Annotated in this window: 28 protein-coding genes and 1 riboswitch; of the genes, 24 read left to right on the top strand and 4 right to left on the bottom strand. The window is 47.1% G+C overall.

The window, feature by feature from the left end:
* Positions 1-226 precede the first annotated feature (226 nt).
* The 3 genes from FLM48_RS00895 (at position 227) to FLM48_RS00905 (ending at position 2,796) form a co-directional block, all read left to right on the top strand.
* Positions 227-1,684 (top strand): sensor domain-containing diguanylate cyclase, encoded by a 1,458-nt coding sequence (locus tag FLM48_RS00895; protein WP_179022897.1) that lies wholly within the window; start codon positions 227-229, stop codon positions 1,682-1,684.
* 23 nt (positions 1,685-1,707) lie between these two features.
* A complete protein-coding gene (locus FLM48_RS00900; protein WP_256871011.1) occupies positions 1,708-2,397 on the top strand; it encodes an MOSC domain-containing protein in 690 nt (229 codons plus the stop codon).
* 72 nt (positions 2,398-2,469) lie between these two features.
* Entirely contained in the window at positions 2,470-2,796 is a 327-nt protein-coding gene (locus tag FLM48_RS00905) for a DUF4870 domain-containing protein (RefSeq protein WP_179026235.1), read from the top strand.
* Between the two features lie 63 nt (positions 2,797-2,859).
* On the opposite strand, the gene FLM48_RS00910 is transcribed toward FLM48_RS00905, so the two are convergent.
* Both FLM48_RS00910 and FLM48_RS00915 read right to left on the bottom strand, forming a co-directional pair.
* A complete protein-coding gene (locus tag FLM48_RS00910) occupies positions 2,860-4,776 on the bottom strand; it encodes a methyl-accepting chemotaxis protein (RefSeq protein WP_179022899.1) in 1,917 nt (638 codons plus the stop codon).
* A 378-nt stretch (positions 4,777-5,154) separates the two neighbouring features.
* A complete protein-coding gene (locus tag FLM48_RS00915) occupies positions 5,155-6,804 on the bottom strand; it encodes an electron transfer flavoprotein-ubiquinone oxidoreductase (RefSeq protein WP_179022901.1) in 1,650 nt (549 codons plus the stop codon).
* Between the two features lie 225 nt (positions 6,805-7,029).
* Positions 7,030-7,165, top strand: a riboswitch (molybdenum cofactor riboswitch).
* Between FLM48_RS00915 and moaA the strand changes: the two genes are divergently transcribed.
* From moaA to FLM48_RS01020, 21 genes are all read left to right on the top strand, one after another.
* Positions 7,153-8,133, top strand: a complete 981-nt coding sequence (moaA, locus tag FLM48_RS00920; protein WP_028772846.1) for a GTP 3',8-cyclase MoaA — start codon at positions 7,153-7,155, stop codon at positions 8,131-8,133. Its footprint overlaps the riboswitch before it by 13 nt.
* A gap of 92 nt (positions 8,134-8,225) precedes the next feature.
* Positions 8,226-8,744, top strand: coding sequence for a molybdenum cofactor biosynthesis protein B (gene moaB / locus FLM48_RS00925; protein ID WP_179022903.1), 519 nt, complete (start codon positions 8,226-8,228; stop codon positions 8,742-8,744).
* Positions 8,745-8,861: 117 nt separating this feature from the next.
* Entirely contained in the window at positions 8,862-9,293 is a 432-nt protein-coding gene (gene moaC, locus FLM48_RS00930; RefSeq protein WP_372847441.1) for a cyclic pyranopterin monophosphate synthase MoaC, read from the top strand.
* 18 nt (positions 9,294-9,311) lie between these two features.
* Positions 9,312-9,563, top strand: a complete 252-nt coding sequence (gene moaD / locus FLM48_RS00935) for a molybdopterin synthase sulfur carrier subunit (RefSeq protein ID WP_179022905.1) — start codon at positions 9,312-9,314, stop codon at positions 9,561-9,563.
* A gap of 1 nt (position 9,564) precedes the next feature.
* The gene (gene moaE, locus FLM48_RS00940) at positions 9,565-10,032 is read left to right on the top strand and encodes a molybdopterin synthase catalytic subunit MoaE (RefSeq protein ID WP_179022906.1); all 468 of its coding nucleotides are present in this window, start codon (positions 9,565-9,567) and stop codon (positions 10,030-10,032) included.
* A gap of 78 nt (positions 10,033-10,110) precedes the next feature.
* Entirely contained in the window at positions 10,111-10,863 is a 753-nt protein-coding gene (modA, locus tag FLM48_RS00945) for a molybdate ABC transporter substrate-binding protein (protein WP_179026236.1), read from the top strand.
* A gap of 3 nt (positions 10,864-10,866) precedes the next feature.
* Positions 10,867-11,547 (top strand): molybdate ABC transporter permease subunit, encoded by a 681-nt coding sequence (modB, locus tag FLM48_RS00950; protein ID WP_179022908.1) that lies wholly within the window; start codon positions 10,867-10,869, stop codon positions 11,545-11,547.
* Positions 11,528-12,646: an ABC transporter ATP-binding protein gene (locus tag FLM48_RS00955; RefSeq protein ID WP_028772853.1), complete on the top strand. Its 1,119-nt coding sequence runs from the start codon at positions 11,528-11,530 to the stop codon at positions 12,644-12,646. Before modB ends, FLM48_RS00955 begins: the two co-directional genes overlap by 20 nt.
* A 148-nt stretch (positions 12,647-12,794) precedes the next feature.
* Positions 12,795-13,145, top strand: a complete 351-nt coding sequence (locus tag FLM48_RS00960) for a NirD/YgiW/YdeI family stress tolerance protein (RefSeq protein ID WP_179022910.1) — start codon at positions 12,795-12,797, stop codon at positions 13,143-13,145.
* A 96-nt stretch (positions 13,146-13,241) separates the two neighbouring features.
* On the top strand, positions 13,242-13,778 hold the full coding sequence (locus FLM48_RS00965) for a PepSY domain-containing protein (protein WP_028772855.1): 537 nt from the start codon (positions 13,242-13,244) through the stop codon (positions 13,776-13,778).
* Positions 13,779-13,781: 3 nt separating this feature from the next.
* Positions 13,782-14,459 carry a response regulator transcription factor gene (locus tag FLM48_RS00970; protein ID WP_028772856.1) on the top strand — a complete coding sequence of 226 codons (678 nt, stop codon included), beginning with the start codon at positions 13,782-13,784 and terminating at the stop codon, positions 14,457-14,459.
* Positions 14,460-14,541: 82 nt separating this feature from the next.
* Positions 14,542-15,765: a HAMP domain-containing sensor histidine kinase gene (locus FLM48_RS00975; RefSeq protein ID WP_179026237.1), complete on the top strand. Its 1,224-nt coding sequence runs from the start codon at positions 14,542-14,544 to the stop codon at positions 15,763-15,765.
* 7 nt (positions 15,766-15,772) lie between these two features.
* Entirely contained in the window at positions 15,773-16,447 is a 675-nt protein-coding gene (locus FLM48_RS00980) for a TIGR01621 family pseudouridine synthase (protein WP_179022912.1), read from the top strand.
* 25 nt (positions 16,448-16,472) lie between these two features.
* Entirely contained in the window at positions 16,473-16,640 is a 168-nt protein-coding gene (locus tag FLM48_RS00985) for a YqaE/Pmp3 family membrane protein (RefSeq protein WP_028772859.1), read from the top strand.
* Between the two features lie 91 nt (positions 16,641-16,731).
* Positions 16,732-16,896, top strand: a complete 165-nt coding sequence (locus tag FLM48_RS00990) for a DUF2986 domain-containing protein (protein ID WP_084632502.1) — start codon at positions 16,732-16,734, stop codon at positions 16,894-16,896.
* Positions 16,897-17,179: 283 nt separating this feature from the next.
* Entirely contained in the window at positions 17,180-18,403 is a 1,224-nt protein-coding gene (gene gltS / locus FLM48_RS00995; RefSeq protein ID WP_028772860.1) for a sodium/glutamate symporter, read from the top strand.
* A 169-nt stretch (positions 18,404-18,572) separates the two neighbouring features.
* Positions 18,573-18,857: a DUF2282 domain-containing protein gene (locus tag FLM48_RS01000; RefSeq protein ID WP_179022914.1), complete on the top strand. Its 285-nt coding sequence runs from the start codon at positions 18,573-18,575 to the stop codon at positions 18,855-18,857.
* The gene (locus FLM48_RS01005; RefSeq protein ID WP_179022915.1) at positions 18,857-19,696 is read left to right on the top strand and encodes a DUF692 domain-containing protein; all 840 of its coding nucleotides are present in this window, start codon (positions 18,857-18,859) and stop codon (positions 19,694-19,696) included. The genes FLM48_RS01000 and FLM48_RS01005 overlap by 1 nt, the downstream gene beginning before the upstream one ends.
* The gene (locus tag FLM48_RS01010; RefSeq protein WP_179022917.1) at positions 19,696-20,469 is read left to right on the top strand and encodes a DNA-binding domain-containing protein; all 774 of its coding nucleotides are present in this window, start codon (positions 19,696-19,698) and stop codon (positions 20,467-20,469) included. Before FLM48_RS01005 ends, FLM48_RS01010 begins: the two co-directional genes overlap by 1 nt.
* Positions 20,462-20,944, top strand: coding sequence for an RNA polymerase sigma factor (locus tag FLM48_RS01015; protein ID WP_179022919.1), 483 nt, complete (start codon positions 20,462-20,464; stop codon positions 20,942-20,944). The genes FLM48_RS01010 and FLM48_RS01015 overlap by 8 nt, the downstream gene beginning before the upstream one ends.
* The gene (locus FLM48_RS01020; RefSeq protein WP_179022921.1) at positions 20,944-21,615 is read left to right on the top strand and encodes a hypothetical protein; all 672 of its coding nucleotides are present in this window, start codon (positions 20,944-20,946) and stop codon (positions 21,613-21,615) included. Before FLM48_RS01015 ends, FLM48_RS01020 begins: the two co-directional genes overlap by 1 nt.
* 57 nt (positions 21,616-21,672) lie before the next feature.
* Here the strand turns inward: FLM48_RS01020 and moeB are convergent, their stop codons facing one another.
* Together moeB and moeA are read right to left on the bottom strand one after the other, a co-directional pair.
* On the bottom strand, positions 21,673-22,434 hold the full coding sequence (gene moeB, locus FLM48_RS01025) for a molybdopterin-synthase adenylyltransferase MoeB (protein ID WP_179022923.1): 762 nt from the start codon (positions 22,432-22,434) through the stop codon (positions 21,673-21,675).
* Between the two features lie 14 nt (positions 22,435-22,448).
* On the bottom strand, positions 22,449-23,693 hold the full coding sequence (gene moeA / locus FLM48_RS01030) for a molybdopterin molybdotransferase MoeA (RefSeq protein WP_179022925.1): 1,245 nt from the start codon (positions 23,691-23,693) through the stop codon (positions 22,449-22,451).
* Positions 23,694-23,836 lie beyond the last annotated feature (143 nt).

Raw genomic sequence — 23,836 nt, forward strand, 5'->3', positions numbered from 1 at the left:
TTCAGTTGTGCTAAGTTTTAGCGTCTTCTTGCCCCTAACCCCATCGGGGCATTTTTTTATCCTAATTTTCAACGCTATTTTCTTAGGGATTACTCGCCATATCAGTGCAGATTTACACCGGGCATCAGCAAAGACATCGCTTTAATTAGTGAGATCTTGTTTGAATTCGGTTACATTTGGGTTAAATCAGAATAACAACAAACAAGATTAATGCGTTGAGGTAGTTATGGGCAGTACGGTGTGGAGTGACAAGCGAAAATTCACTTGGATATTATCCATATTGCTCTTAGGTGCTTTTGTACTAACCAGTGCAATCAGTTATCAAGTTGCCCATGAGTCTTTACGTGAGCAGATTGCCGATAACGCACTGCCATTAACCAGTGACAATATCTATTCTGAAATCCAACAAGATTTGCTGCGTCCTATTTTTATCTCCTCATTAATGGCCCATGACACTTTTGTGCGCGACTGGACACTAAACCAAGAGCAAGAGCCAGAACAGCTGATTCGCTACCTCAAAGAGATCCAAGATAAATATGACACAGTAACCAGCTTTTTTATCTCTGAAAAATCACGTAACTATTACCACTCAAGTGGTGTTTTGAAGCAGATTGCTGACGCCAGTCCCGATGACGCATGGTATTTTCGGGTGCGCTCATTACCTGCTGACGAGCTTTATGAAGTGAATATCGACCCCGACAGCGCCGATAAATCTCGCACTGTGGTGTATGTAAATTACAAGGTGTTCGACTTTGAAGGTAATTTTATTGGTGTGACTGGGGTCGGACTTGCGGTCGACAAAGTAAAAGAGCTAGTTGAGCTATACCAGCAGCGCTACAACCGCCGGGTTTATTTTGTTGACCGAGAGGGTAAAGTTACCTTGCATGGCGCCCAATATGAAGGTGGCCAATCATTGCAGGGCACCGAAGGCCTGACCAAATACGCCACGCGCATTCTTACCAGCCCAAGTGCATCACTAACCTATCAACAACAAGGCAAAACGGTTTACCTCAATAGCCGTTTAGTCTCTGAATTTAAGTGGTATTTGATAGTCGAGCAATTTGAAGTCGAAAGTGAGCAAAAATTGATGAACACTTTTTGGTTCAATATTATGCTCAGTGTCGCCGTGACGATTATTATCATTGTTATTGCCAACTTGACCTTAGGCCGGTATCAGCGGCGGTTAGAGCTAATGGCATCGACTGACAAGCTGACTGGTGCCGCCAATCGGCAAGCCTTTGATGCGACTTATACCCGCTTGCTGCAAAAGTGCCAGGCTAATCAGCAGCCATTGAGTATTGTGTTGGTTGATATTGACCACTTCAAAGCCGTCAATGACAGCCATGGACATAATGTTGGCGATTTGGTCATTCAGTCTATTAGCCATGCACTGATGGATGCCGTTGCCGAACAAGGTTTGGTATGTCGCTGGGGCGGAGAAGAGTTTTTACTTTTATTACCTGAATTTGATTTGGCCAAATCCAATCAACTGGCGGAGCAGATACGCAATAATGTCGCCCAGCGTTCGATTCGTGTTAATGGTTCTGAAGTGCGGGTGACCATCAGTATTGGTGTGGCAAGCTTACGCGATGAAGAGCAACGTGATCAGCTACTCAATCGTGCAGATACCGCATTATATCAAGCTAAAGAGTTGGGAAGAAATCAGGTAGTATTATCGCATTAGTCACTTAAAAGGAGTCGTGCGTCGTGACACAAGCAGTATTAGTGAATAGTTTATCTGGGGTTTACGCTGGCGAATCTATGATGTCATTTGATGGCATTGAAAGCGGAATAAATGGTAAAAGCCGCCGTGAATACCTCGAGGTTAACAGTTGCGATGTGCAAGGCGATGCTCAAGCGGATCCTAAACATCATGGTGGCGTAGATCGGGTACTGCATCATTTTCCACGTGAACATTATGGCCAATACCGCCGCTGGGACATGATAACCGGCTTTAAAGATTCCCCAGCGATGGGCGAGAACATCAGTACCGTTGGCGTTGATGAATCTATGGTGCATATTGGCGACATTGTGCAAATAGGTGAAGTAGTCTTACAGGTGACTCAGCCGCGTTCACCCTGCTTTAAACTTAATAAGCAATTTGGTCACCCAGAGTTCGCGCTGGCGATGCAGACCAGTAGTTTGTGTGGCTGGTTTTACCGCGTGCTGCAGCCGGGTAAGATTTACCCACACGATGCGATGCAACTCATAGAGCGTCGCAGTGACATATCGGTTAAGCAGGCGATGGCGATATATTTTAGTACCGAATTTGATGAAGCAGAATATCAACGACTGCTGGCCGCTGAAGGGTTGGCGATGTCGTGGCGACAAAGTTTGGCTAAACGACTTGATAGCCGTAAGATTGAAAATTGGAAAATTCGCCTGTTTGGCTTTTAATGGTTATTTAATTCAAGGAGAGATACAGTGATAGAAGAAGGGCAAACAGCGTTATCGAAAGATGACAAAAACATGGGTGTTGCTGTGCATTTAGCCAGCTTTTCAGGCTACCTTATCCCGTTTGGTTCTATTTTAGGACCGCTTATTGTGTGGTTAATGAAACGCGATGAAATTGCCTTTGTTGATACCTGTGGCCGCAACTGTTTAAACTTTAAATTAAGCTTGGTTGTGTATGTGTTTATTAGCCTTATTCTCGCGTTTGTCGGCATAGGTTTTATCTTGTTAGGCCTTATTGCTATTGCGGATATTGTGCTAACGATTATTGCCGCAATGAAAGCCAGCGAAGGCGAAAGTTACCGTTATCCGTTGAGCATTCAGTTTTTAAAAGCGCGCCAATAACCAAAAAACTGATACAAAAAAGCCCGCAATAGCGGGCTTTTTTAATGAGATAACACCTAAAGCTTAAACTTTGAATCCTGCCACTAAACTATCAAGGCGGCGAGCCAAGTCGTTTAAATCGGCACTGGCTTGCGCAACAGCATGTGAGGTCTCAGCTGTGCGCTGAGTGATCTCACTGATTTCAGTGACATTGCGGTTAATATCTTCAACAACCGTTGATTGTTCCTCAGTCGCCGCAGCCACTTGGATATTCATATCGGTGATCGACCCAATCCGCTCACTAATCGCGGTTAGAGTTTGGCTTGCTTCATCAACGGCGAGCACACCTTCCTGACTGCGACTGCGGCTTTGAGTCATTGCCTCTACAGCGCGGCTTGCTTCTGCCTGCAAGTTATCAATCATTTTTTGCACTTCGTCAGTTGAGGCTGCGGTACGAGAAGCCAGGTCACGCACTTCATCGGCCACAACTGCAAACCCACGACCCGCCTCACCAGCACGGGCTGCTTCAATAGCGGCATTAAGCGCCAATAGGTTGGTTTGATCGGATACCGCACGAATGACGTCAAGAATACTGCCTATCGAAGTCGTGTGAGTCGCCAATGATTCAATCACCGTGCCCACCTGTTCGACATCATCAGACAGCTGGTTAATCGTGCCACGGGCGCGAGTCACTACTTCTTGTCCGGTATTAGATTCATTGTCAGCATCTTTGGCGTTGTCGGCTGCTTGAGCGGCGTTCCCCGCAATCTCATGTACCGTTGCGCCCATTTCATTAATGGCGGTTACCACCATCATGGTTTGGTCTTTTTGCAACTGGCTATCATCTAAGGTTTGCTGCGCTTGGCTGGCAACCTCTTTGGCCGCCTTGCTAAGCTGCTCACTGGTATCGGTGACTTCAACAATTGATGCCTGAATCTTGGTAATAAAACTATTAAAACCCTTGGCCAGTTGCGCCAGTTCATCGTTACCATTAACCGGTAAGCGTTGGCGCAGATCGCCTTCACCTTCACCAATATCTTGCAGCATAGCGGCAACCTTAGCGATAGGTTGGCTAACTGAGCTTGCGACTACAGAGGCAAGTAAAATAAATGCCACGGCAATGACCACAGTCCAGATTAAGATTTGATAGGCTGACTCTTGCAGTAAGGCAAAGACTTCAGCTTCAGGCACTTGTGCGACAATATACCAGTCCATTGATGGAATATAGCTGGTGGCGACAAAGGTTGATTCACCGTCAAGCTCGGTCTCCAATAAACTAAAGTCACTACGGTTTATCAGATTATTGGTTTGGCTATTTGGGTACAATGAGGCCAAAGTTGCACGGTCAATCTGGGCGGTATCTTTATGCAGTTTTACCTGCCCTTGAGCATCAACCAGATAGACAAACCCTGTTTGTTCAATTTGGAATGAATCCAGTAAGCGCACCATGTCATCAAGCGATTTAGCCAGACCCACTAGGCCACGGCCATCAGGCTCTTGATAGTTAATGAATAGCTTTACGTCGCCATTGGACTCAGTAAAGACATTGAGCATGCGCTCTTGGCGGCTATTTTTGTAATCAAAAAACCAGCTATCTTGGCCTGGGGTTAAGATACGCAAAAAACCGTCTTGGGTGTAATAAGCGGCGGTGTCACGGTCAGCGTATGAGGCTTGGGTTAACTCATATTGCTGCTGAATGCCGCGTAATTGCTGGATCACTAAGCCTTCTTCTTCAGCTGGGCGCCCATCAATTAGCCAATCCGTTAACATTTCGCTGGTGGCGAGCTGCTCTGCGGCGTTGAATAACGTGGAGATGTCCATCTCTACTTTATTGCGGATCTGCTGCAGCATATTAGGTAGCTCAGAGTTGAGCATACGTTGTTCAACCACTTGCTTAGCGCTGCGTTGACTGAGTACTCCCACGAGTACGGTTGACAAAAACACCGCTAAGGTTACCGTCAACAATATCTTTTGTTTGATAGTTAACTTATTAAATTGCATAGTTTATTCGGCTCGCATCAAATATGTGCATTTGCTTTGGTTGCACTTAATGAGTCACTCGATGAGTGACGTTATTGTCTTACCCATCTAAGCATAGATTATTTTTGTAGAGGTATAGGTACGTGTTTCAGATATTAACTGGACGTGTAGTTAGGTTTGCTACGTCTCTTTAAGTGGCGCGGATTATGAGCAGCTTTGTAACAGAAAGCAACAGTTGTTGATTAAAAAACTATCAATAGTTGTGAACTCGTTGGCAATAAATTGCGACAGTCTTTCGCGTTGCTGATTAGCCGGATACATGACTGCTAAGCTTTAGCTGAGGCGTTTGTGCTGAAAGGCAGCGACGCTATGCCGTGGCATAGCGTCGCATCGGGGACGTTACATATTAGGGTAGTTGGGCCCACCGCCGCCTTCTGGGGTCACCCAAGTGATGTTTTGGCTCGGGTCTTTAATGTCGCAAGTCTTACAGTGAATGCAGTTTTGACTGTTGATAACAAACTTGTTTTCACCGTTCTCTTCGATGATTTCATAAACGCCTGCAGGGCAATATCGCTGCGCAGGTTCATCAAATCTCGGTAAGTTAACTGCAACCGGAATAGTGCTATCTTTTAGGCGCAAATGGCACAACTGGTCTTCTTCATGGAAGGTATTAGATAAATAAACAGAAGAGAGTTTATCAAAGCTTAACTTGCCATCAGGCTTAGGATAGTCAATCTTGCTGTAACTATTTACATCTGCCATCTGGCTGTGGTCGGGCTTTTCATCACGCAGGGTGATTGGGAACTTGCCAGCAAACCAATTTTGGTCAATGTAGTTAAATGCTCCGCCCAGATACGCGCCAAACTTGTGCATTGCAGGGCCGAAGTTACGTGAGGTATATAGCTCTTCCTGTAACCAGCTCTTCTCAAAGCGCTCTTGATAGCAATCAAGATCTTTACCACCGTCAACACCAGCATGTAGCGCATGAGAGATGGTTTCTGCCGCAAGAATGCCACTCTTCATGGCTGTGTGGGTGCCTTTAATTTTGGCAAAGTTTAACGTGCCGGCATCGCAGCCGACTATCAGGCCGCCTGGAAAGCTCATTTTCGGCAGGGAGTTGAGTCCCCCTTTGGTGATTGCTCGGGCGCCATAGCTGACTCGCTCACCACCGGTTAAGTGTTTAGCGATAGTTGGATGAGTTTTATAACGCTGGAACTCGTCAAACGGGCTTAAATGTGGGTTTTGGTAATTGAGGTCAACTATCAGTCCAACTGCTACCTGATTATCTTCAAGGTGGTACAAAAAGCCGCCCCCCGATGAACCATCAATCAATGGCCAGCCGCCAGTATGGATTACTTTACCTTGATGATGCTGCTCACTAGGGATTTTCCAAATCTCTTTAAATCCGAGTCCATAGTGCTGTGGGGTCTTGCCATTATCTAGATGATACTTATCAATTAGTTGCTTGCCCAAATGGCCGCGGCAGCCTTCACTAAAGACGGTGTACTTAGCGTGTAGCTCCATGCCGGGTTCATAACTATCTTTGGGTTGGCCATCTTCACCTACGCCCATATCACCGATGATGATACCTTTTACACTACCGTCTTCGTGATACAGCAAGTCGCTTGCGGGGAAACCAGGGAAGATTTCAACGCCCAAGGCTTCAGCTTGTTCCGCTAACCAACGAGCAAGGTTACCGACACTGATAATATAGTTACCATCGTTATGCATGGTTTTTGGAATAAAGGCATTGGGCATTGCGCGAGAAGCCGTTTCTGAACTGAGCATGTGCAGCTCGTCGTCGGTCACCGGTGTTAGTAGCGGTGCGCCGCGTTCTTGCCAATCATCAAATAATTCAGACAATACTTTGGGCTCAAATACCGCACCAGATAGGATGTGGGCGCCGACTTCCGAGCCTTTTTCTACCACACAAACGGTCAGCTCTTTATTGCTGTCTTGGGCGATCTGCATCAGCCTACATGCTGTTGCAAGACCGGAAGGGCCTGCTCCGACGATAACTACGTCGAACTCCATTGATTCGCGTTCCATCACTCCACCTCTTTGTTGCGTCCCCCGATTGAAACGGGTGTTTTAGTTTGTATGCTCACCTTACCTGAAAAACCAAAGATAGCACAGAGTTTAGGCAGTGCTTGAGTGCAAATTTTGTCGATTAGCCTTCGTGAGCGGTGTCACAAAAAATTAACGGTTATTGGGGCTAACGCAACTATTTTGCCGTTTTTACTTCCAGCATATGCCTAAATCTGCCTATAATTGAGGTTGACGGTTCTCCGAGCTTTTAGTCCTACGTCTCCATGATATGGACTGTTAGCCGTGGCAATAACGCCACCGGGGTGAGAAAAGAAATTGACTCACCTCCCCTTACTTGGAAAGGTGATCATGTCTCAACTACAAGACAATTTTGGTCGAAGATTTCACTATTTGCGAATGTCAGTCACTGACGTTTGTAATTTCAAATGTACTTACTGCCTCCCCGATGGCTACCGCCCAGATGGTAAGCCTAAGTTTCTTGATCTCAATGAAATTGAAAACTTAGTCGGCGCGTTTGCAGAGGTCGGCACGAAAAAAATCCGTATCACGGGTGGTGAGCCTACGCTGCGTAAAGATTTTAGCGATATCATTCGCATTGTTGCTGATAACGGCAATATTGACACTATCGCCACAACTACCAATGGTTATCGCTTAGAAAAGCATGCCAAAGAGTGGTTTGATGCTGGCTTACGTCGCATAAATGTGTCGGTCGATAGCCTAGACCCACGCATGTTTTATCAAATCACCGGTGAGAATAAATTTGATGAAGTAATGCGCGGTATTGATGCTGCGCTGGATGCGGGCTTTGAGCGAGTTAAGATTAATGCGGTATTACTTAAAGATCTTAACGACAAAGACCTACCGCGCTTCTTACATTGGATTAAAAATACCCCCATTGATCTGCGTTTCATTGAGTTAATGGAAACCGGTCTCGGGCGTGAATACTTCCAAGCACACCATTTAGCCGGTGCCGATATTAAGTCGCGATTGTATGCGGAAGGTTGGCAGATGGATCGCCCTGCAGCAGATGATGGTCCTGCGCAAAACTTTAGTCATCACGACTATAAAGGGCGTATTGGATTGATTATGCCGTACGAGAAGAACTTCTGCGCCAGCTGTAACCGCCTGCGAGTATCGGCTAAAGGTAAACTGCACCTGTGCTTATTTACCGAAAATGGCCTCGATCTGCGCGACCTTTTACAGCATAACGACCAACGAGCTGAGTTGGTTGAACGCTTACACGGTCAATTAGCCCAGAAAAAAGAAACCCATTTCTTGCACGATGGCATCACTGGCGTGACCAAGCATTTAGCCTCTATTGGCGGCTAACCTTGGTGCTGGGCAAGTCTGCTTGTCCAGCAATCTGCCTGCTATTGGCACTCTTCATTGTTTAAAACCAAATCTATTGCGAGACATTAGCTATGGGACATTGTAATACGACTGAGTTTAAACCACTCAATATCGCGGTCTTAACCTTGTCTGATTCACGGGATTTAAGCCAAGATACTTCGGGACAATTTTTACAAGATGCGCTACTTGAAGCGGGGCACAAGCTTGCTGCAAGACGATTAATCAAAGATGATAAGTATCAGATTAGATCGGTGATTTCGCAGTGGGTTGCTGATGAAAGTGTGCAAGTGATTGTGACAACAGGTGGTACAGGTTTTACCCCAAGAGACAACACGCCAGAAGCGGTAAAGCCACTGTTCGATCGTGAAATTGAAGGTTTTGGTGAGCTCTTTAGACACATTACCTATACCGAACTGGGGACCTCCACGGTACAGTCAAGAGCGCTGGGCGGCTTTGCCAATCAGACTGCGATTTTCTGTTTGCCAGGTTCCACTGGCGCATGCCGTACCGGTTGGAACAAAATTATTAAAGAGCAGCTTGATGCAACCCATCGACCCTGCAATTTCGTGATGCATGTCAAGCAGGTGTAATCGTTTTACACCGATAATATCGGCTACACTGCTACAGGCGCGAATCGACAACTATTTAAGGTTTAACAACTCATGAGTAATGAATTTACCCATATTAATGCAGACGGTAATGCCCACATGGTGGATGTGACCGAGAAGAATGTCACCGAACGTGAAGCCCGTGCGGAAGCATTTATTGAGATGGCCCCGGAAACACTGCAAATGATCATGAGCGGCGCTCACCATAAGGGTGATGTGTTTGCGACTGCGCGTATCGCCGGTATTCAAGCGGCAAAGAAAACCTCCGATCTGATTCCACTGTGTCACCCACTGATGCTCACTAAAGTCGAAGTGGATTTAGAAGCACAGCCTGAACATAACCGCGTACGTATCACCAGTTTGTGCAAGCTATCGGGGAAAACCGGTGTAGAGATGGAAGCATTAACTGCAGCCTCTGTCGCAGCATTAACCATTTATGATATGTGTAAAGCTGTGCAGAAAGATATGATCATTTCCCAGACACGGTTAACTGAAAAGCGTGGCGGAAAGTCAGGCCACTTTAAAGCGTAATTGCCAAGGTATAGATAGATGATAAATGTATTGTTTTTTGCTCAAGTACGGGAATTGTTAGGTGATGGTAATGTGAGTGTAGAAGCTAACGATACCAATAACACCGCCGAAGGCCTTCGAGCACAACTTGCCGCCAAAGACGACAAGTGGGGCAAAGTACTTGCGTCAGATAAGCTTTTAGTTGCCGTGAACCAGACGATCAGTAGCTGGGATACCCCGGTGCAAGACGGCGACGAAGTGGCATTTTTCCCGCCGGTAACAGGAGGCTAATATGACCTCTAAACTGAATGTGGTTCGGGTACAAACCGAAGACTTTAGTGTCGCAGATGAATATGGCTTAATTGCAGCTGACAACAGTGATGGCGCAGCAGTGAACTTCGTAGGTAAGGTGCGTGATTTTAATGATGGCAGTGTTGTCACTGACTTAACATTAGAGCACTATCCTGGTATGACCGAAGCGGTGCTTAATCAAATTGCAGCAGAAGCACGTGAGCGTTGGCCACTCAATAATGTCACCATTATTCACCGCGTTGGCACCATGGCGCTAGGCGAGCAAATTGTGTTTATTGGTGTCACCAGTGCCCACCGCAAAGCGGCGTTTGCTGCCTGTGAGTTTCTAATTGATTTCTTGAAAACCAAAGCGCCGTTTTGGAAGCTAGAAGCCGGTGATCAAGGAGCCAATTGGGTTGAGGCTAAAGACGCCGACGAACAAGCTGCAAAAATGTGGCAAAAAGACTAAACCTTGGGAGTTGTCGCCATTGTGGTGAAATCATTGCTAGGCTCAATTAAGCACGTGCTAGTAGCGTTAACGATATGGATGAGCTGCAGCTTGTCAGCCGCCTTTGCCGCTGATATGCCTGCCATTGCGGCGGCGGCCAATATCAAGTTTGCCTTGGATGAAGTACATCAGGCATTTACCCAAGATACGGGCAAACGAGTGCGGATCTCCTATGGGTCGTCGGGTAACTTTGTTGCTCAAATACGCCATGGCGCGCCTTTTGAACTGTTTTTATCGGCAGATGAACGATACATCAAACAGTTGAAAAGCCTTGGAGTCACGACTAGCGAAGGCTCCTTGTATGCGATTGGTCGATTGGCGCTCGCCGCCCCTAAGTCATCGACGCTAACACTCGACAGTGAGCTTAAAGGATTGCAGCAGATGATTGCGGACGGCAGTTTGCGCCGCTTTGCCATTGCCAACCCTGAGCATGCTCCTTACGGTGAACGGGCCAAAGAAATCCTACTCAAACAAGGTTTATGGCAAGCAATCGAGCCTAAGCTCATATTTGGCGAAAATGTCTCTCAAGCCGCGCAATTTGCACTCAGTGGTTCAACACAAGGTGGAATTGTGGCGCTTTCTTTAGCCATCGCACCGCAGTTCAAAGCCAATGCGCACTATGTGGCCCTGCCTGAATCCATGCACTCGCCGATGTTGCAGCGTATGGTACTGACGGAAAAAGCGGGGGAGACCGCCAAGCAGTTCTATCAATACTTGCAAAGCCCTCGTGCTGGCGAGATTTTCGTTAAGTACGGCTTTGGTTTGCCAGACAAACCAACCGCAGAGGATTAAGGTATGGATTGGCAAGCATTGATGCTTTCAATCAAGCTTAGTACTGTCACAGTACTGATCTTAATTCCGTTTTCCATCATTGTGAGCCGCTTCTTGGCTTATCGTCAGTTTAAAGGTAAGTCTTGGGTTGAGGCGCTGATTATGGTGCCGTTAGTGCTGCCTCCAACCGTTATTGGCTATTACCTGTTAGTTGGCTTGGGCAGTCAATCTTGGCTTGGCCAATGGATTGAACGGCTATTTGGTCAGCAACTGGTCTTTAGCTTTGCTGGTCTGGTGGTGGCTTCGGTGATTGTTAATATTCCATTCGCCATCCAACCTATTCAACGCGCATTTGAAGCGGTACCTGAAGATGTGCGAGACGCGGCTGCATGCTGCGGCATGAGCCCACCAAAGGCACTATTTAAAATTGAGATCCCTTTGGTTTGGCCGGGGGTGTTAACCGCATTAGTATTGTGCTTTTCCCATGTACTGGGTGAATTTGGTGTGGTGTTAATGATGGGTGGCAATATTGAGGGCGAAACTAAAACCATCGCTATCTCAATATATGACAGCGTACAGGCATTTGACTTTGCCAGTGCCGGTCAGATGTCGTTGGTGTTGTTGGTCTTTGCGATTACGGCGTTGGCGTTAACGACCAGTATGTCCCGCAGAATGGGAGGCGCCCGTGGCACAACAGGTCGCTGATCTACACTGCAATATTTCCCAGCAAAAATTCATTAAACTTGAAGCTGAATTTACCTGTAAAGCAGGGGAGTTGCTGGCTGTTGTTGGTCCTTCTGGTGGCGGTAAGTCAACTTTACTGCGCATGATTGCCGGGCTCAATAAACCACAGCAAGGCGAGATTAGCTATGGTGAGCAAGTTTGGTTCAGCTCCAGCAGTAAACAGTTTTTAACTCCACAACAACGTCACCTAGGTTATGTGCCTCAGCATTTTGGTTTATTTCCTAACCTGAGTGCCTTAGACAATGTGATTGCTGCGCTTGACCATATCCCCAAAAGCGAACGTGAAACTCGAGCCAGAACTTGGCTAGAGCGAGTTAATTTGCATGGTCTACCCGAGCGCTTACCCGCCAACCTTTCTGGCGGTCAACGTCAGCGTGTGGCGTTGGCACGTGCTTTGGCCCGTGAACCATCGGTGTTGTTGCTTGATGAACCTTTTAGTGCGGTAGACAGAGAAACCCGTGAGCGCTTGTACCTTGAGTTAGCCCGCTTAAAAGAGCAGTTGTCGATACCTGTGATTATGGTTACCCATGATTTAAACGAGGCCATGCTGCTGGCCGACAAGATGATTCTGATCAGCCAAGGTAAGTTGTTGCAGCAAGGGGCGCCGCGAGAAGTGCTCACTAAGCCACGCAATGAAGCGGTGGCCAAGCAGATGGGCCTGAGAAACATTTTTGATGCGCATGTCGTGGCGCAAGAAACCGAGCGGAAAATTACTTGGCTTAAGTTTGGCGAGCACCTAATAGCTGCCAGCTATATTGACCAACTTGATGTTGGGACTAAAGTGCGTTGGGTGATCCCCAATCAAGGGGTACGATTTAACTCCATTACCAAGGGACGTTTGTGCCGCAGTTTCAATAAGCTCGACATTAGCATAGATTCGATGTTGGTCATGGGCGAGTCAGTGCGCATTGTGGCCAGTATGCAAGGGGTTAAACATCAGCTCAATGCCGAAGTGCCATTGCACTTAGCGCAAAAGCTAAATTTAGCACCGGGTGTAGCAACTGAAGTCGCACTTAAATCAGAGCTTATTCAGATACTTGAAACCGACTCTGCTAGCTAGCAACGTGAGCATGACCACGGGTTGCTGCCAGCGTGCTATTTAGCTTATTAATCACTGATTGCAACATGATCAAATCTTAATCTCATTGCCATCTCTGCGTTATCCAATCCCCGTTATTATGCAACCACATTTAACGGGGGAAAACGCTATGTCAAAGAAACTAACTGGAACACTCATTTTATCTTGTGTACTCACTCTACCTGCTTTTGCAGCTTACACCGGCCCAAGTGCTGAGAAGGTGATGAAACATGTGTCTGAGGCTGATAAAGCTAAAGATGACATGCCGGTAGAGCTTACCGGCAAGCTAGTTAAAAGTTTAGGTGATGAAAAATACTTGTTCCGTGATGAAACGGGTGAGATTGAAGTTGAGATTGATGATGCACTATGGCGCGATATTGAAGTATCGGATGAAACCACAGTGACGTTGCGCGGTGAAGTGGATGATGAGTGGCAAGGTATTGAAATCGAAATCGATAGTATCAACGTGCTTGCGGACTGATCGGCAAGCATTTGGTCGTTGTGTTAGCTTTTTTGGGGTCACTTTTATCCCTAATTACGGTAAGATGATGGCTCATAATATTTTTTCGGAGGAGTTATGACGCGTTGGTTAGTTGGGGCTATGGTCCTATCAAGCATCGGGTTTTCTGCGCCTAGTTGGGCGGCAAAGGAAGTGCTTGAACTACTTTCTAATAATCAAGGTCTGACTCCTGAAGTGTTACTGTCGCAAGTAGAACGAGATTATTCTGGGGTTATTTGCGAATTTGAAATAGATGTTGAAGACGGTGAGCTCGTTTACGAAATTAGCGTTATCAACAGTCAGCTTGAGACCATCACTGAGTTTGAGTTTTTAGCTAAAGATGGCAGCCTCATTGATCAGAAAATATCCGCCTTAGAGGCTGATGATCAAGACAGTTTAAAAGCGGTAGTATTGATTCAAGATCAAGCACTGACATTTTCACAACTGGTTGAACAAGCGATGCACGACCGCCAAGCTTATGTGCTTGAAGCGCAACTGGATCATGATTTGGGCATCAGCTATTTAGAGCTTAAGCTAATAGATGAAACCGGCAAACGGACTTTGGCGTATGATATTAAAAATCAACGCCCATTACCTATGTTGAAGTGGGATTAACAGATGAAAATATTGCTAGTTGAAGATGATGCCACCACGATTGAATACGTGGTAAAAGGATTTGCCGAGCAAGGGCATAACATTGAAACGGCAAGTGATGGTCATCAGGGGCTGCTGCTAGCGACCAGTATGCAGTACGATTTGATCATTCTCGATCGCATGCTACCGCAGCTTGATGGTTTAAAAGTGCTTGCTGCTGTACGCGCCACAGGGTGCCAAACGCCAGTGCTAATCTTATCGGCGTTAAGCCATGTTGATGAGCGAGTGAAAGGTTTGCGCGCCGGTGGCGACGATTACATGACCAAGCCTTTTGCGTTTTCAGAACTCTTGGTTCGCGCTGAAAAACTGATGCATCGCGGCCAATCACAGCCTGCTAAAACAGAGCTGGCGGTGGGGAATCTGGTGATGGAACTACTCACCCGTAAAGTGACCTTGGACGGCAACGAGATACTGCTACAGCCTAAAGAATTTCAACTGCTCAAATACTTGATGGAACATCCTAATCAAGTGATTAGCCGTACATTGCTGTTTGAAGCGGTATGGGACTATCACTTTGATCCGCGAACTAACGTGATTGATGTGCATATCGCCAAGTTACGACGTAAATTTGAAGAGCTGGGATTTGGCGAGTTAATCGAGACCGTCAGAGGTGCAGGCTATCGTCTCCGTCAAGGGAATTAGACCCTACCAAAGCAGTGCGTGGCGCATCACCATTATCTTTTCTGGGTTAGTCACGCTGATTATTGGCACCTTGCTATTTGGCATGTATCGCCAGTTGATGAATGAGCAAGAGTTGCAGCTTAATCAGCATCTTGCTGCTGAAAAAGCGCGCTATCAACAGATGGCTCTCACCTTAGATAGACGCAGCTTTGCTACCCAAATTCGTAATGCAGACCCTAAGGTCGCGCTGGTGGCATGGCGTAACTCATACGATCTGGTTGGCGCATTGAGTTTAATGCCCGACAACATGCCGCTGTTACCGCAAACCCGCGACTTCCCGATTTTGACCGGTGGACCAGACAAGCTACATATTTTAACCGGTGGCTTGGTGATGACTCGTTATGGTCCAGTGTTAATTGCCACCCGTACTGATCAGTTGGCGACCTTGATTGAGCGGTTTGTTAATGCCGCCATTACTGCCATGATGCTAACAATTGTGCTGACATTGGCACTGGGGTACCTGTTTTCCAAAGCCATTTTACGACGACTGGTGCAATATAACCGCTTGAGTCGCCGGATTGAGAAAGGCGAATACTCAACACGGTTGCCTGTCAGTTGGCGCCAAGATGAATTCGATATGCTGGCGCGCAAGTTCAATCGGGTACTCGATACCTTAGAGGACAATTTGCATGCGGTCCGTGGGGCAACAGACAATATTGCCCATGATTTACGTACGCCGTTGTCGCATCTACGTATTGGTTTAGAGCAGTTACCGAGTAAACCGGCCCACGAGCTCGACGAGGCGTGCGCCATTTTGACCGAAGAGCTCGATCACTGCTTAGCAACCTTTGATGCGATGTTGTCGCTTACCCGCATTGAAGAAGGCCAGCAAACGCTGGAGCTGCAACCTTTGAGTTTGCACGCTATTTGCCAAGATTTGTATGAAATGGCCGAAGCGATGGCTGAGCTTAAAGAGCAGCAATTGACCTTGCAGTTAGGTGACGATGCCACAGTGACAGGCGACAAATACCTGTTGTTCCAAGCATTATTTAACTTGGTCGATAACGCGATTAAATACTCAGGCGAAGGTGCACAGGTACACATAGTGCAACAAGGCAAACAGATCATCATTAGAGATAATGGGCCGGGAATTGTCGATGAGGCGAAAGATAAAGTCTTTGATCGTCTAGTGCGTCTCGATCCTAGCCGTCATCACAAAGGCACTGGTTTGGGTTTGTCGCTTGTGAAAGCGATTATCAGCCGCCACAATGGGCGTATTAGTTTGCAAGATGCCCAACCCGGTTTGATGGTTGTGATAGATTTTTAAGGTATATATGTATCGTATCGTTGCCGATGAGGCTGATTTTATTGTTATCGACAAGTCGGCAGGGGTGCACTTCCATAGCCAAGATGGTCAGGCTGGGGTGATGGCACAGTTAGAAGCTGATTTAGGCGTTAAATTGTTTTCGGTTCATCGCCTCGATACGCTCACCTCTGGGTTACTGCTCTTTGCTAAACATGCGGTTGCCGCCGCCATGTTTACGCAGATGTTTACCGCCCATCAAATCCAAAAATACTATGTTGCATTAGCCACAGGTAAGCCTAAAAAGAAGCAAGGCGCGGTGGTCGGTGATATGGCTAAAGCCAGGCGTAGTATGCATAAACTGCTACGAAGCAAAGATAATCCTGCCATTACTCAGTTTTTTTCGCAGTCAGTGGATCCTGGGTTGCGACTCTATTTGCTTAAGCCGTTAACGGGTAAAACCCATCAAATTAGAGTGGCACTTGCCAGTTTAGGGGTGCCGATTTTAGGTGATGCACTTTATGGTGGTGAGCCAGCACAGCGCGGCTATTTACACGCGTATAGCGTGAATTTTGTTTATAATAATCAACAGTTCGAATATTTCTGTCAGCCGACTCAGGGCGAGAGTTTTACTACAGATAACACCATAAAGCAGTTGCAAACTTGGGCTAACCCTGAGAAGTTAGCATGGCCTAAACAAAAATAATTGCTCATAAAAGGGAGTTGGTCCAATGGATACAAATAAGCTGTTATTGATTATCATCGCTATTTTGCTACCACCTGTTGCCGTATTTCTAAAAAGTGGTGTTGGCAAAGACCTGCTTATCAACATCATTTTATGTTTGTTGTTCTTTATACCAGGGCTATTACACGCACTTTGGGTTGTGACCAAATCTTAAGTGTGAGCTTAGCAAGTGAATAAACGCAGCCTACAGGCTGCGTTTTGTTTTTTCACATCGTATAATAGCGGCGACTAACCAAGGCCGTGATATGAACCGACGTAAAAAGATTAACCAAACGCTAAAGAATAAAGCCAAAAAAGCCAATGCTAAGTTACATAGCAATGGCAAACCTGCCTATGTATCAAAAGCTGAGCGCGCTCGACTAGAGGCGTTAGAAGCTGATCAAGTTGAATCTACTATAGCGTCAAAGTAAGTACTTACTTGTTGCCCGTTTTCTTTGCTGGTTAAAATCCAATCAATAAAAAGCCGCTGATTGCTCAGTTAATGTGCAAAAACTGTATTACACTTTCTTAGAAGCCAACCTATATCGTGTTTTGCTAAATTGATGATAACGTTCAGCTATTTTTTTATGGCAAAATAGCGGGCTGTATTACATTTTGATACAGACAAATCATATTGAACCTAGGGTCAAGGAATAGCATTTATCTGAGGTTGTCGATAAATCCACAGACCGACGTCATCTTAGTGGGAGATTCATGAATACTGTTTATGCTATCGGTGAGTTAGAGTCATTTCTCATCGCCATTCTTGTGTTGTTTATTGGCCATAGCGTTAACCGCCATGTGGCACTCTTTAGAAAGTACAATATCCCTGAGCCGATTGTCGGTGGCCTAATTGTGGCTGCGGTGATCACCATATTGCATTTCAACCAGATATCTTTGCAGTTTACCCTGTCGATGCAAAATACCTTGATGCTGATGTTTTTCAGTACCGTTGGTTTGGCCGCCAGCTATAAACAGCTGCTTAAAGGCGGCAGTAAGGTATTTGTTTTTCTCGGTGTCGCATCATTGTATATCGTCATTCAAAATGCTGTGGGTGTGTCGGTGGCTACCATGCTGGGGTTAGAGCCATTAATGGGCTTAATTGCCGGTTCGATTACCTTGTCGGGCGGCCATGGTACTGGCGCGGCATGGGCACAAACTTTTAGCGATAACTATGGTATCAATACCTTAGAGTTTGCTATGGCAGCCGCGACTTTCGGTCTGGTGATGGGCGGTATTATTGGCGGCCCAGTTGCACAGCGTTTGATCAACAAAAATGGCTTAGAGTCATCCTATGGCGTAGGTGGTAATCACCATACTGATCATCCTGATTTGGTCACGTATGATCAGTTAGAGGAAGATAGAGTCACGGCGAAGAGCATTCTTGAAGTGTTGTTTATTTTGCTGTTGTGTGTGGCCAGTGCGAAATGGATTGGCAGCTTAGTACAAACATTGGACATTGGTTGGCTGAAAATGCCTGACTTTGTTTACGCCCTGTTTCTTGGCGTGGTGATCACCAATATCACTGAGCTGTCTCGTGGCTACAAAATTAAAGCGGAGAGTGTCGATGTCTTGGGTACGGTATCTCTGTCACTGTTTTTAGCCATGGCCTTGATGAACCTAAAGCTGTGGGAAATTTTTGATCTGGCGATCCCGCTGCTCATCATTTTGTTATTGCAGACCATTATTTTGGCCACCTTTGCCTATTTCGTGACTTTCAAGGTGATGGGCAGCAACTATGATGCTGCGGTTATTGCTGGCGGTCACTGTGGTTTTGGTATGGGAGCGACGCCTACAGCTGTGATGAACATGGGGGCGTTAGTTTCGCGTACCGGTCCTTCTCCACAGGCGTTTATGGTGGTGCCGATTGTCGGGGCCTTCTTCATCGATATTGTCAATGCCATTATCTTGCAAGGTTACTTAAGCTTTATTGGTTAAGCCGCAATCATGCAGACAGCTAAAACGCACCTTAGGGTGCGTTTTTTTGTATGCGAGTGTTCATTTCCTCATCCAGCGCAGCTTTTTATTTGCAGCGTGATGCAATCAAGTTGGCCACTTATTCGTTATAGCAACTGAACCCTAGTTAAACGCGATAAGGAATATAGCTATGAACTCATCAAACAAAGCCCTAAGCATCACCGTAGCCGGCATGTTGGCCGCAGGTCTCGCTGCCAATGCCAATGCGGTGCCAGAGCAACCTAAGCAGTGGGAAAAATGTGCCGGTATAGCCAAAGCGGGAGGCAATGACTGCGGTGCACTCGATGGCAGCCATGGCTGCGCCGGCCAAGCCAAAAGTGACAACCTGCCGACGGAGTGGGTGTATGTGCCTGCTGGTACCTGTGACAAAATCGCTGGCGGGGAAGTGAAAGCTGTTAAACCTGCAAAAAGCTAATGGCCGCAGCCAAAATTAGTGGCGCCGGCATTGGCTTGCGCCTGCCCCATGCCCATGAGGTGTTAGCGCAGCCAGACTGTGTTGCGCCTTGGTTTGAGTTATTGGTAGATAACTGGTTGGTTGAGGGCGGACTCAACCTCCGTATGCTCGATGCTATTGCCGAGCGTTATCCGCTGGTACTGCATGGTGTCGGGTTATCGTTAGGTGGCGCTAAACCCATCGATTTCGATTATCTACGAGCTATAAAAAGCCTGAAGCAGCGTAGTGGCGCTGTGTGGTATTCAGAGCATGCTTGCTTTTGCAGTGATGGCAGCGTGCAGGTACCCGATCTGTTACCTATGCCATACACCCAAGAAGCGGTGAGCTATATGGCGGCGCGGATCAAGCAAGTGCAAGATGTGCTTGGTGAAAGAATTTTGCTCGAAAACGTGTCTACTTATTTAGCTTATCCTGATAATGAGATGAGTGAGGGCCAATTCTTATCCGCCCTGGCAGGTGAAGCCGATTGTGAGCTGCTGTTAGATATCAACAATGCTTACGTTACTTGCCAAAATTTAGATCAATCCTTGCCACAGCTATTAAGCGATATTGATCCCGATAGGGTAAAACAGATCCACCTTGCGGGCTTTGAAGATAAAGGTGATTACTTGCTTGATGCCCACAATCACCCGGTTGCTGAGCCAGTATGGCAAGCATTCTCAGCCTACATTCATCAACATGGAGTGGTACCCAGTATGATTGAGTGGGACAGTGATTTACCGAGTTTGTCGCGCTTATTGCAGGAGCGGCAACAGGTAGAAGACTTGATGCAGACCACCCAGCACAGGGTCGCCGGCTAATGAATTTGGCACAATGGCGCCAGCGGTTTGTGGCCGGGATCATCTCGGCTGACAGCGCGGCTGATTTTTGCAACCACTTAGCCTCCACACCACCGTCGCGCTTTGCGGTGTACCGTAATAACTATCAACAAGCGTTAGTTAGTGTATTAGCGAACTGCTATCGATGTTGTCGTACCATTGTGGGTGAGCACTGCTTTGCGCAACTGGCGCGCGATTACGTTGAGCACCATCCGCCGCTGGGCAACAATCTGAATCAATATGGTGCTCAGTTTAGCGAATTCTTGCAGCCACTGATGCGCCAACACCATAGCTTGAGCCAACTGGCCTATTTGAGTGAGCTGGCTAAGCTAGAGTGGCTGGTACAGCAAAGCTACTATGCTAAAGACAATATCCCGTGCCAGTTATGGCCAGCATTGGCGTCGTTGCCCGTTGATACTCAACAGAGTGTGAGCTTAGTGCTGCGGGCTGATATATCACTGCTGAGCAGTCGCTTTCCATTACATGCATTATGGTCGCGGCACCAAAGTACCGTACCGACAGATAAGGTGATAGCGAATCCGTCTAGTGAGTACTATCTCATGGTGCATCGAGTCAGTGACAGGGCAAAGGTGACTGCAATAGCACCGCCTGCCTATCAACTCTTGTTAGCGGTTAGGGCAAAACAATCTTTGGCACAAATTAGTGCTAATGCCGAGTGGGCAGCTCAGCTCTTTAGCGCCATTGAGCAAGGCTGGCTGGTAGGGTTTCACCTACCTAAGGATAGCCATGTTTGATGCCAGTTTGCTCAATAGCCTTTATCGATATTGCTTCTGTCTTACGTTAGATAAAAGCCGCGCCGAAGATCTGCTGCAAACGGTGTTGGAAAAGTGGCTAAGGCGAGCTGATAGTGGCAATTATCAGCCGAGTTACGTGCGCAAGATGATCCGTAACCAATATATCGATGACTGCCGTCACCAACAATGTGTGGCATTTGACAGCATTGAGCAACACGCGCCGGTATTACTCGATGAACATAATTTGGAGCAATTGACCATAGCGCAGGACTTAATTGAGAAAGTCATCGTGCAGTTGTCGATATCTGAACGGGAAGTCCTCTATCTTTGGGCTGTTGTTGGGTTTACGGCCAATGAAATAGCCACAGAGCTTGCGCAACCACGCGGCACCATATTGTCACGTTTGCATCGAATCAAATCGAAAGTTGCACAATGGTCGGATGAACCTGACCATATTGGGCGGGGAGTAAGCTAATGAATCACCCACCAGAGTCAAAATCGGTGCCGTTAAAGCAGGCGACAAAACACTACTTTGCTGAGCAATCATTGAATTCAGCGCAGTTCGACAAGCTGCAACAGCTGTTAGGTGAGCACGCTCAAGTAGCGCCCGAGGGGGCTGCGCTATCGCCATCAATAATGGCGCGCGTGCGAGCACAGACACGCCAAGCGCTATTTGCGGTTGCCGCCAGTCTATTATTGTTGGTGTTGTTTAACGTCAATGACAGTGATTCGCCAACTCATGTTTGGGACATTGCCAATGAGGTGGCGGTTAATCATATTAAAATGAAACCACTGGAGGTAAAGAGTCGCACTTTGGTGCCTCTACGTGACTATTTTACTCAGTTAGATTTTTCCGTGATAGCCAGTCAGCGGCTAGCATCTATGCCAGTGGCACTGCTGGGTGGCCGTTACTGCTCGATTCAAGGTGTCAGCGCAGCGCAGTTACGTTACCAACAAGCCAATGGGCCGTTAGTGACGTTATATGAAGTGCCGTTTGATCCCATACTGCATAAAGGAATACCGCAACTGGCTCAAGGGCAAGAACCACTGGATATCACCGTAAGAGGAATTGCGGTGTCGTTATGGGTTGAACACGGGCTATTGATGGCGCAAGTCAGTGAGATAACGGCTAATGGCAAGTCCTAGTGGCATGCCAATACCCTTAATAATATGCACCGCTGGGTCAGCGGTGCATGGTTGGCTCTAGCTACATACTGGACAGCTAGGCTGTTTAGGCAGTTTCATTTCTCGAAACTCCATGGTCATGGCATCAATCATTAAGATTCGCCCTGCCAGTGGTCTGCCCATTTTGGCGATTACTTTGATAGCTTCTGTGGCTTGCAAGCAACCGATCATTCCTACCACAGGCGCCAAAATGCCCGATTCTACACAGGTTAATTGCTGCTCACCAAATAACTGGCTAAAACATTGATAGCAGGGGGTGTCACTGTGATAATCAAACACAGTGACGGTTCCTTCCATACGGATTGCCGCTGCGGAAACTAACGGGATTTTATGCCTAAAGCAGCTACGGTTAAGCTGCTCTCTCACCATGACATTGTCGGTACAATCCAGTACTAAACTGTGCTGTGCCACTAGCGCATCAATTTCATCGTCGTCGAGTACCTTATTAATGGTATCAACTTGAATATGCGGATTGAGCTGGCACAGGGTTTGTTTGGCTGAGTCCACTTTAGCTTGGCCAATATTGTGGTCTTGATGCAGTACTTGGCGCTGCAAGTTAGATAACTCAACAGTATCAAAATCGACCAGCGTCATTTGCCCTATACCGGCAACCGCCAAATATTGGGTTGCGGCACAACCGAGCCCGCCTGCACCAATGACTAAAACTTTTGCCAGCTTTAATCGTTCTTGACCATCGAAATCCATCGCTTTAATAGAGATATGGCGGCTATAACGCAGCGTCTCTTCATCGGATAAGATCTCTTCGTTGTCGACGTTCATAGTGATCCTTTGCCTTAACTCAATACGGTGTTGAACGGCTCAACAGTGACCAAGGTGCCTGCTGGGGTGTCACCTTGCTCTTGGGCGAGAATAACAAAGCAGTTGGCTAAACTCATTGATGTCAGCATGCCAGAGCCTTGGCCACCAGTGATCGTCACTTCCGCTTCGCCTTGCTCGTTTTGGCTTAGAATGCCGCGTTGATACTCAACTCGACCCGGGAATTTGCGCAGGTCGCCGCTCAGCTTGGCTTTGAGCTGCACAGGCTTTGCGGGTGTGAGACCTTGCATCTTATTGAGCAGCGGCCAAACCAGCTTATAAAAGGTCACCATAGACGACACCGGATTGCCTGGTAAACCACAGAATACCGCTTTGCCTAACTTGCCAAAGGCGAACGGCTTACCGGGTTTAATGGCCAGTTTCCAGAAAGTAATTTCACCCTCTTCGTCGAGAATTTGCTTAGTGTAGTCAGCATCACCAACCGAAACACCACCTGATGTGATCACCATATCGGCCTGCGCCGCGGCGCTGCGAAATGCTTGGCGAATGGCTTCGCGGTCATCTTCAATGACGCCGAGGTCAATCCACTCAACATTAGCCCGGCTAAGTAGCCCTTGAATGCTGTAGCGGTTTGAGTCGTAAATTTGCCCCGGTGCCAGCTCAGTCCCTACAGGGCGCAGCTCGTCACCGGTTGAGAAAAATGCCACTTTCACCTGACGGGTTACCCGTACTTGGCTTGCGCCAATGGTGGCTAATACGCCCATTTCGGCGGCGCCAACTTGAGTGCCTGCTTTTAGCACTTTACCACCGGTTTTGACCTCTTCGCCGCGGGAACGCACGTTAGCACCGAGGGCTTTGGGGGCTTCAATACTAATAGTAGTGCCTTCAGCGGTGACTTTCTCTTGCATTTGCACTGTGTCATAGCCGTCTGGTACCGGAGCGCCAGTCATAATTCGGATACAGGTATTGGGCTGAGGTTTACCGGTAAACGGATGACCGGCAAATGATTCGCCAATTAAGCTTAAGGTGCTGCTGGTGGCCAGATCTTTAAAGCGAAAGGCGTAGCCATCCATCGCTGAGTTGTTAAACGGTGGCAAGTCGATGCTTGAAGCGAGATCTTCTGCAAGAACCCGGCCTAATGCCTGGGGTAATTGCACCATTTCTGAATCCGTTAGGGTATCAACTTGGGCCAACAATTTAACGATAGCCTCGTCGGGATGCATAAGACTGGGTGTTGAACAAGGATCAGCATGTTTTGACATCGATTTACCTTAAGCGACTGTGAGTTAATGACGAGATTAGTCATATCGAATATAGTCGCTCATTATGCCACGGTGACGGCAGAAGACTATGATCTTTGCTACAGTTTTTGCCTTGGTATTTTTGTGGCAAAAAAAAGCGCCCA

Source organism: Shewanella sp. Scap07 (assembly GCF_013394145.1).
Classification (GTDB): Bacteria; Pseudomonadota; Gammaproteobacteria; order Enterobacterales; family Shewanellaceae; genus Shewanella; species Shewanella waksmanii.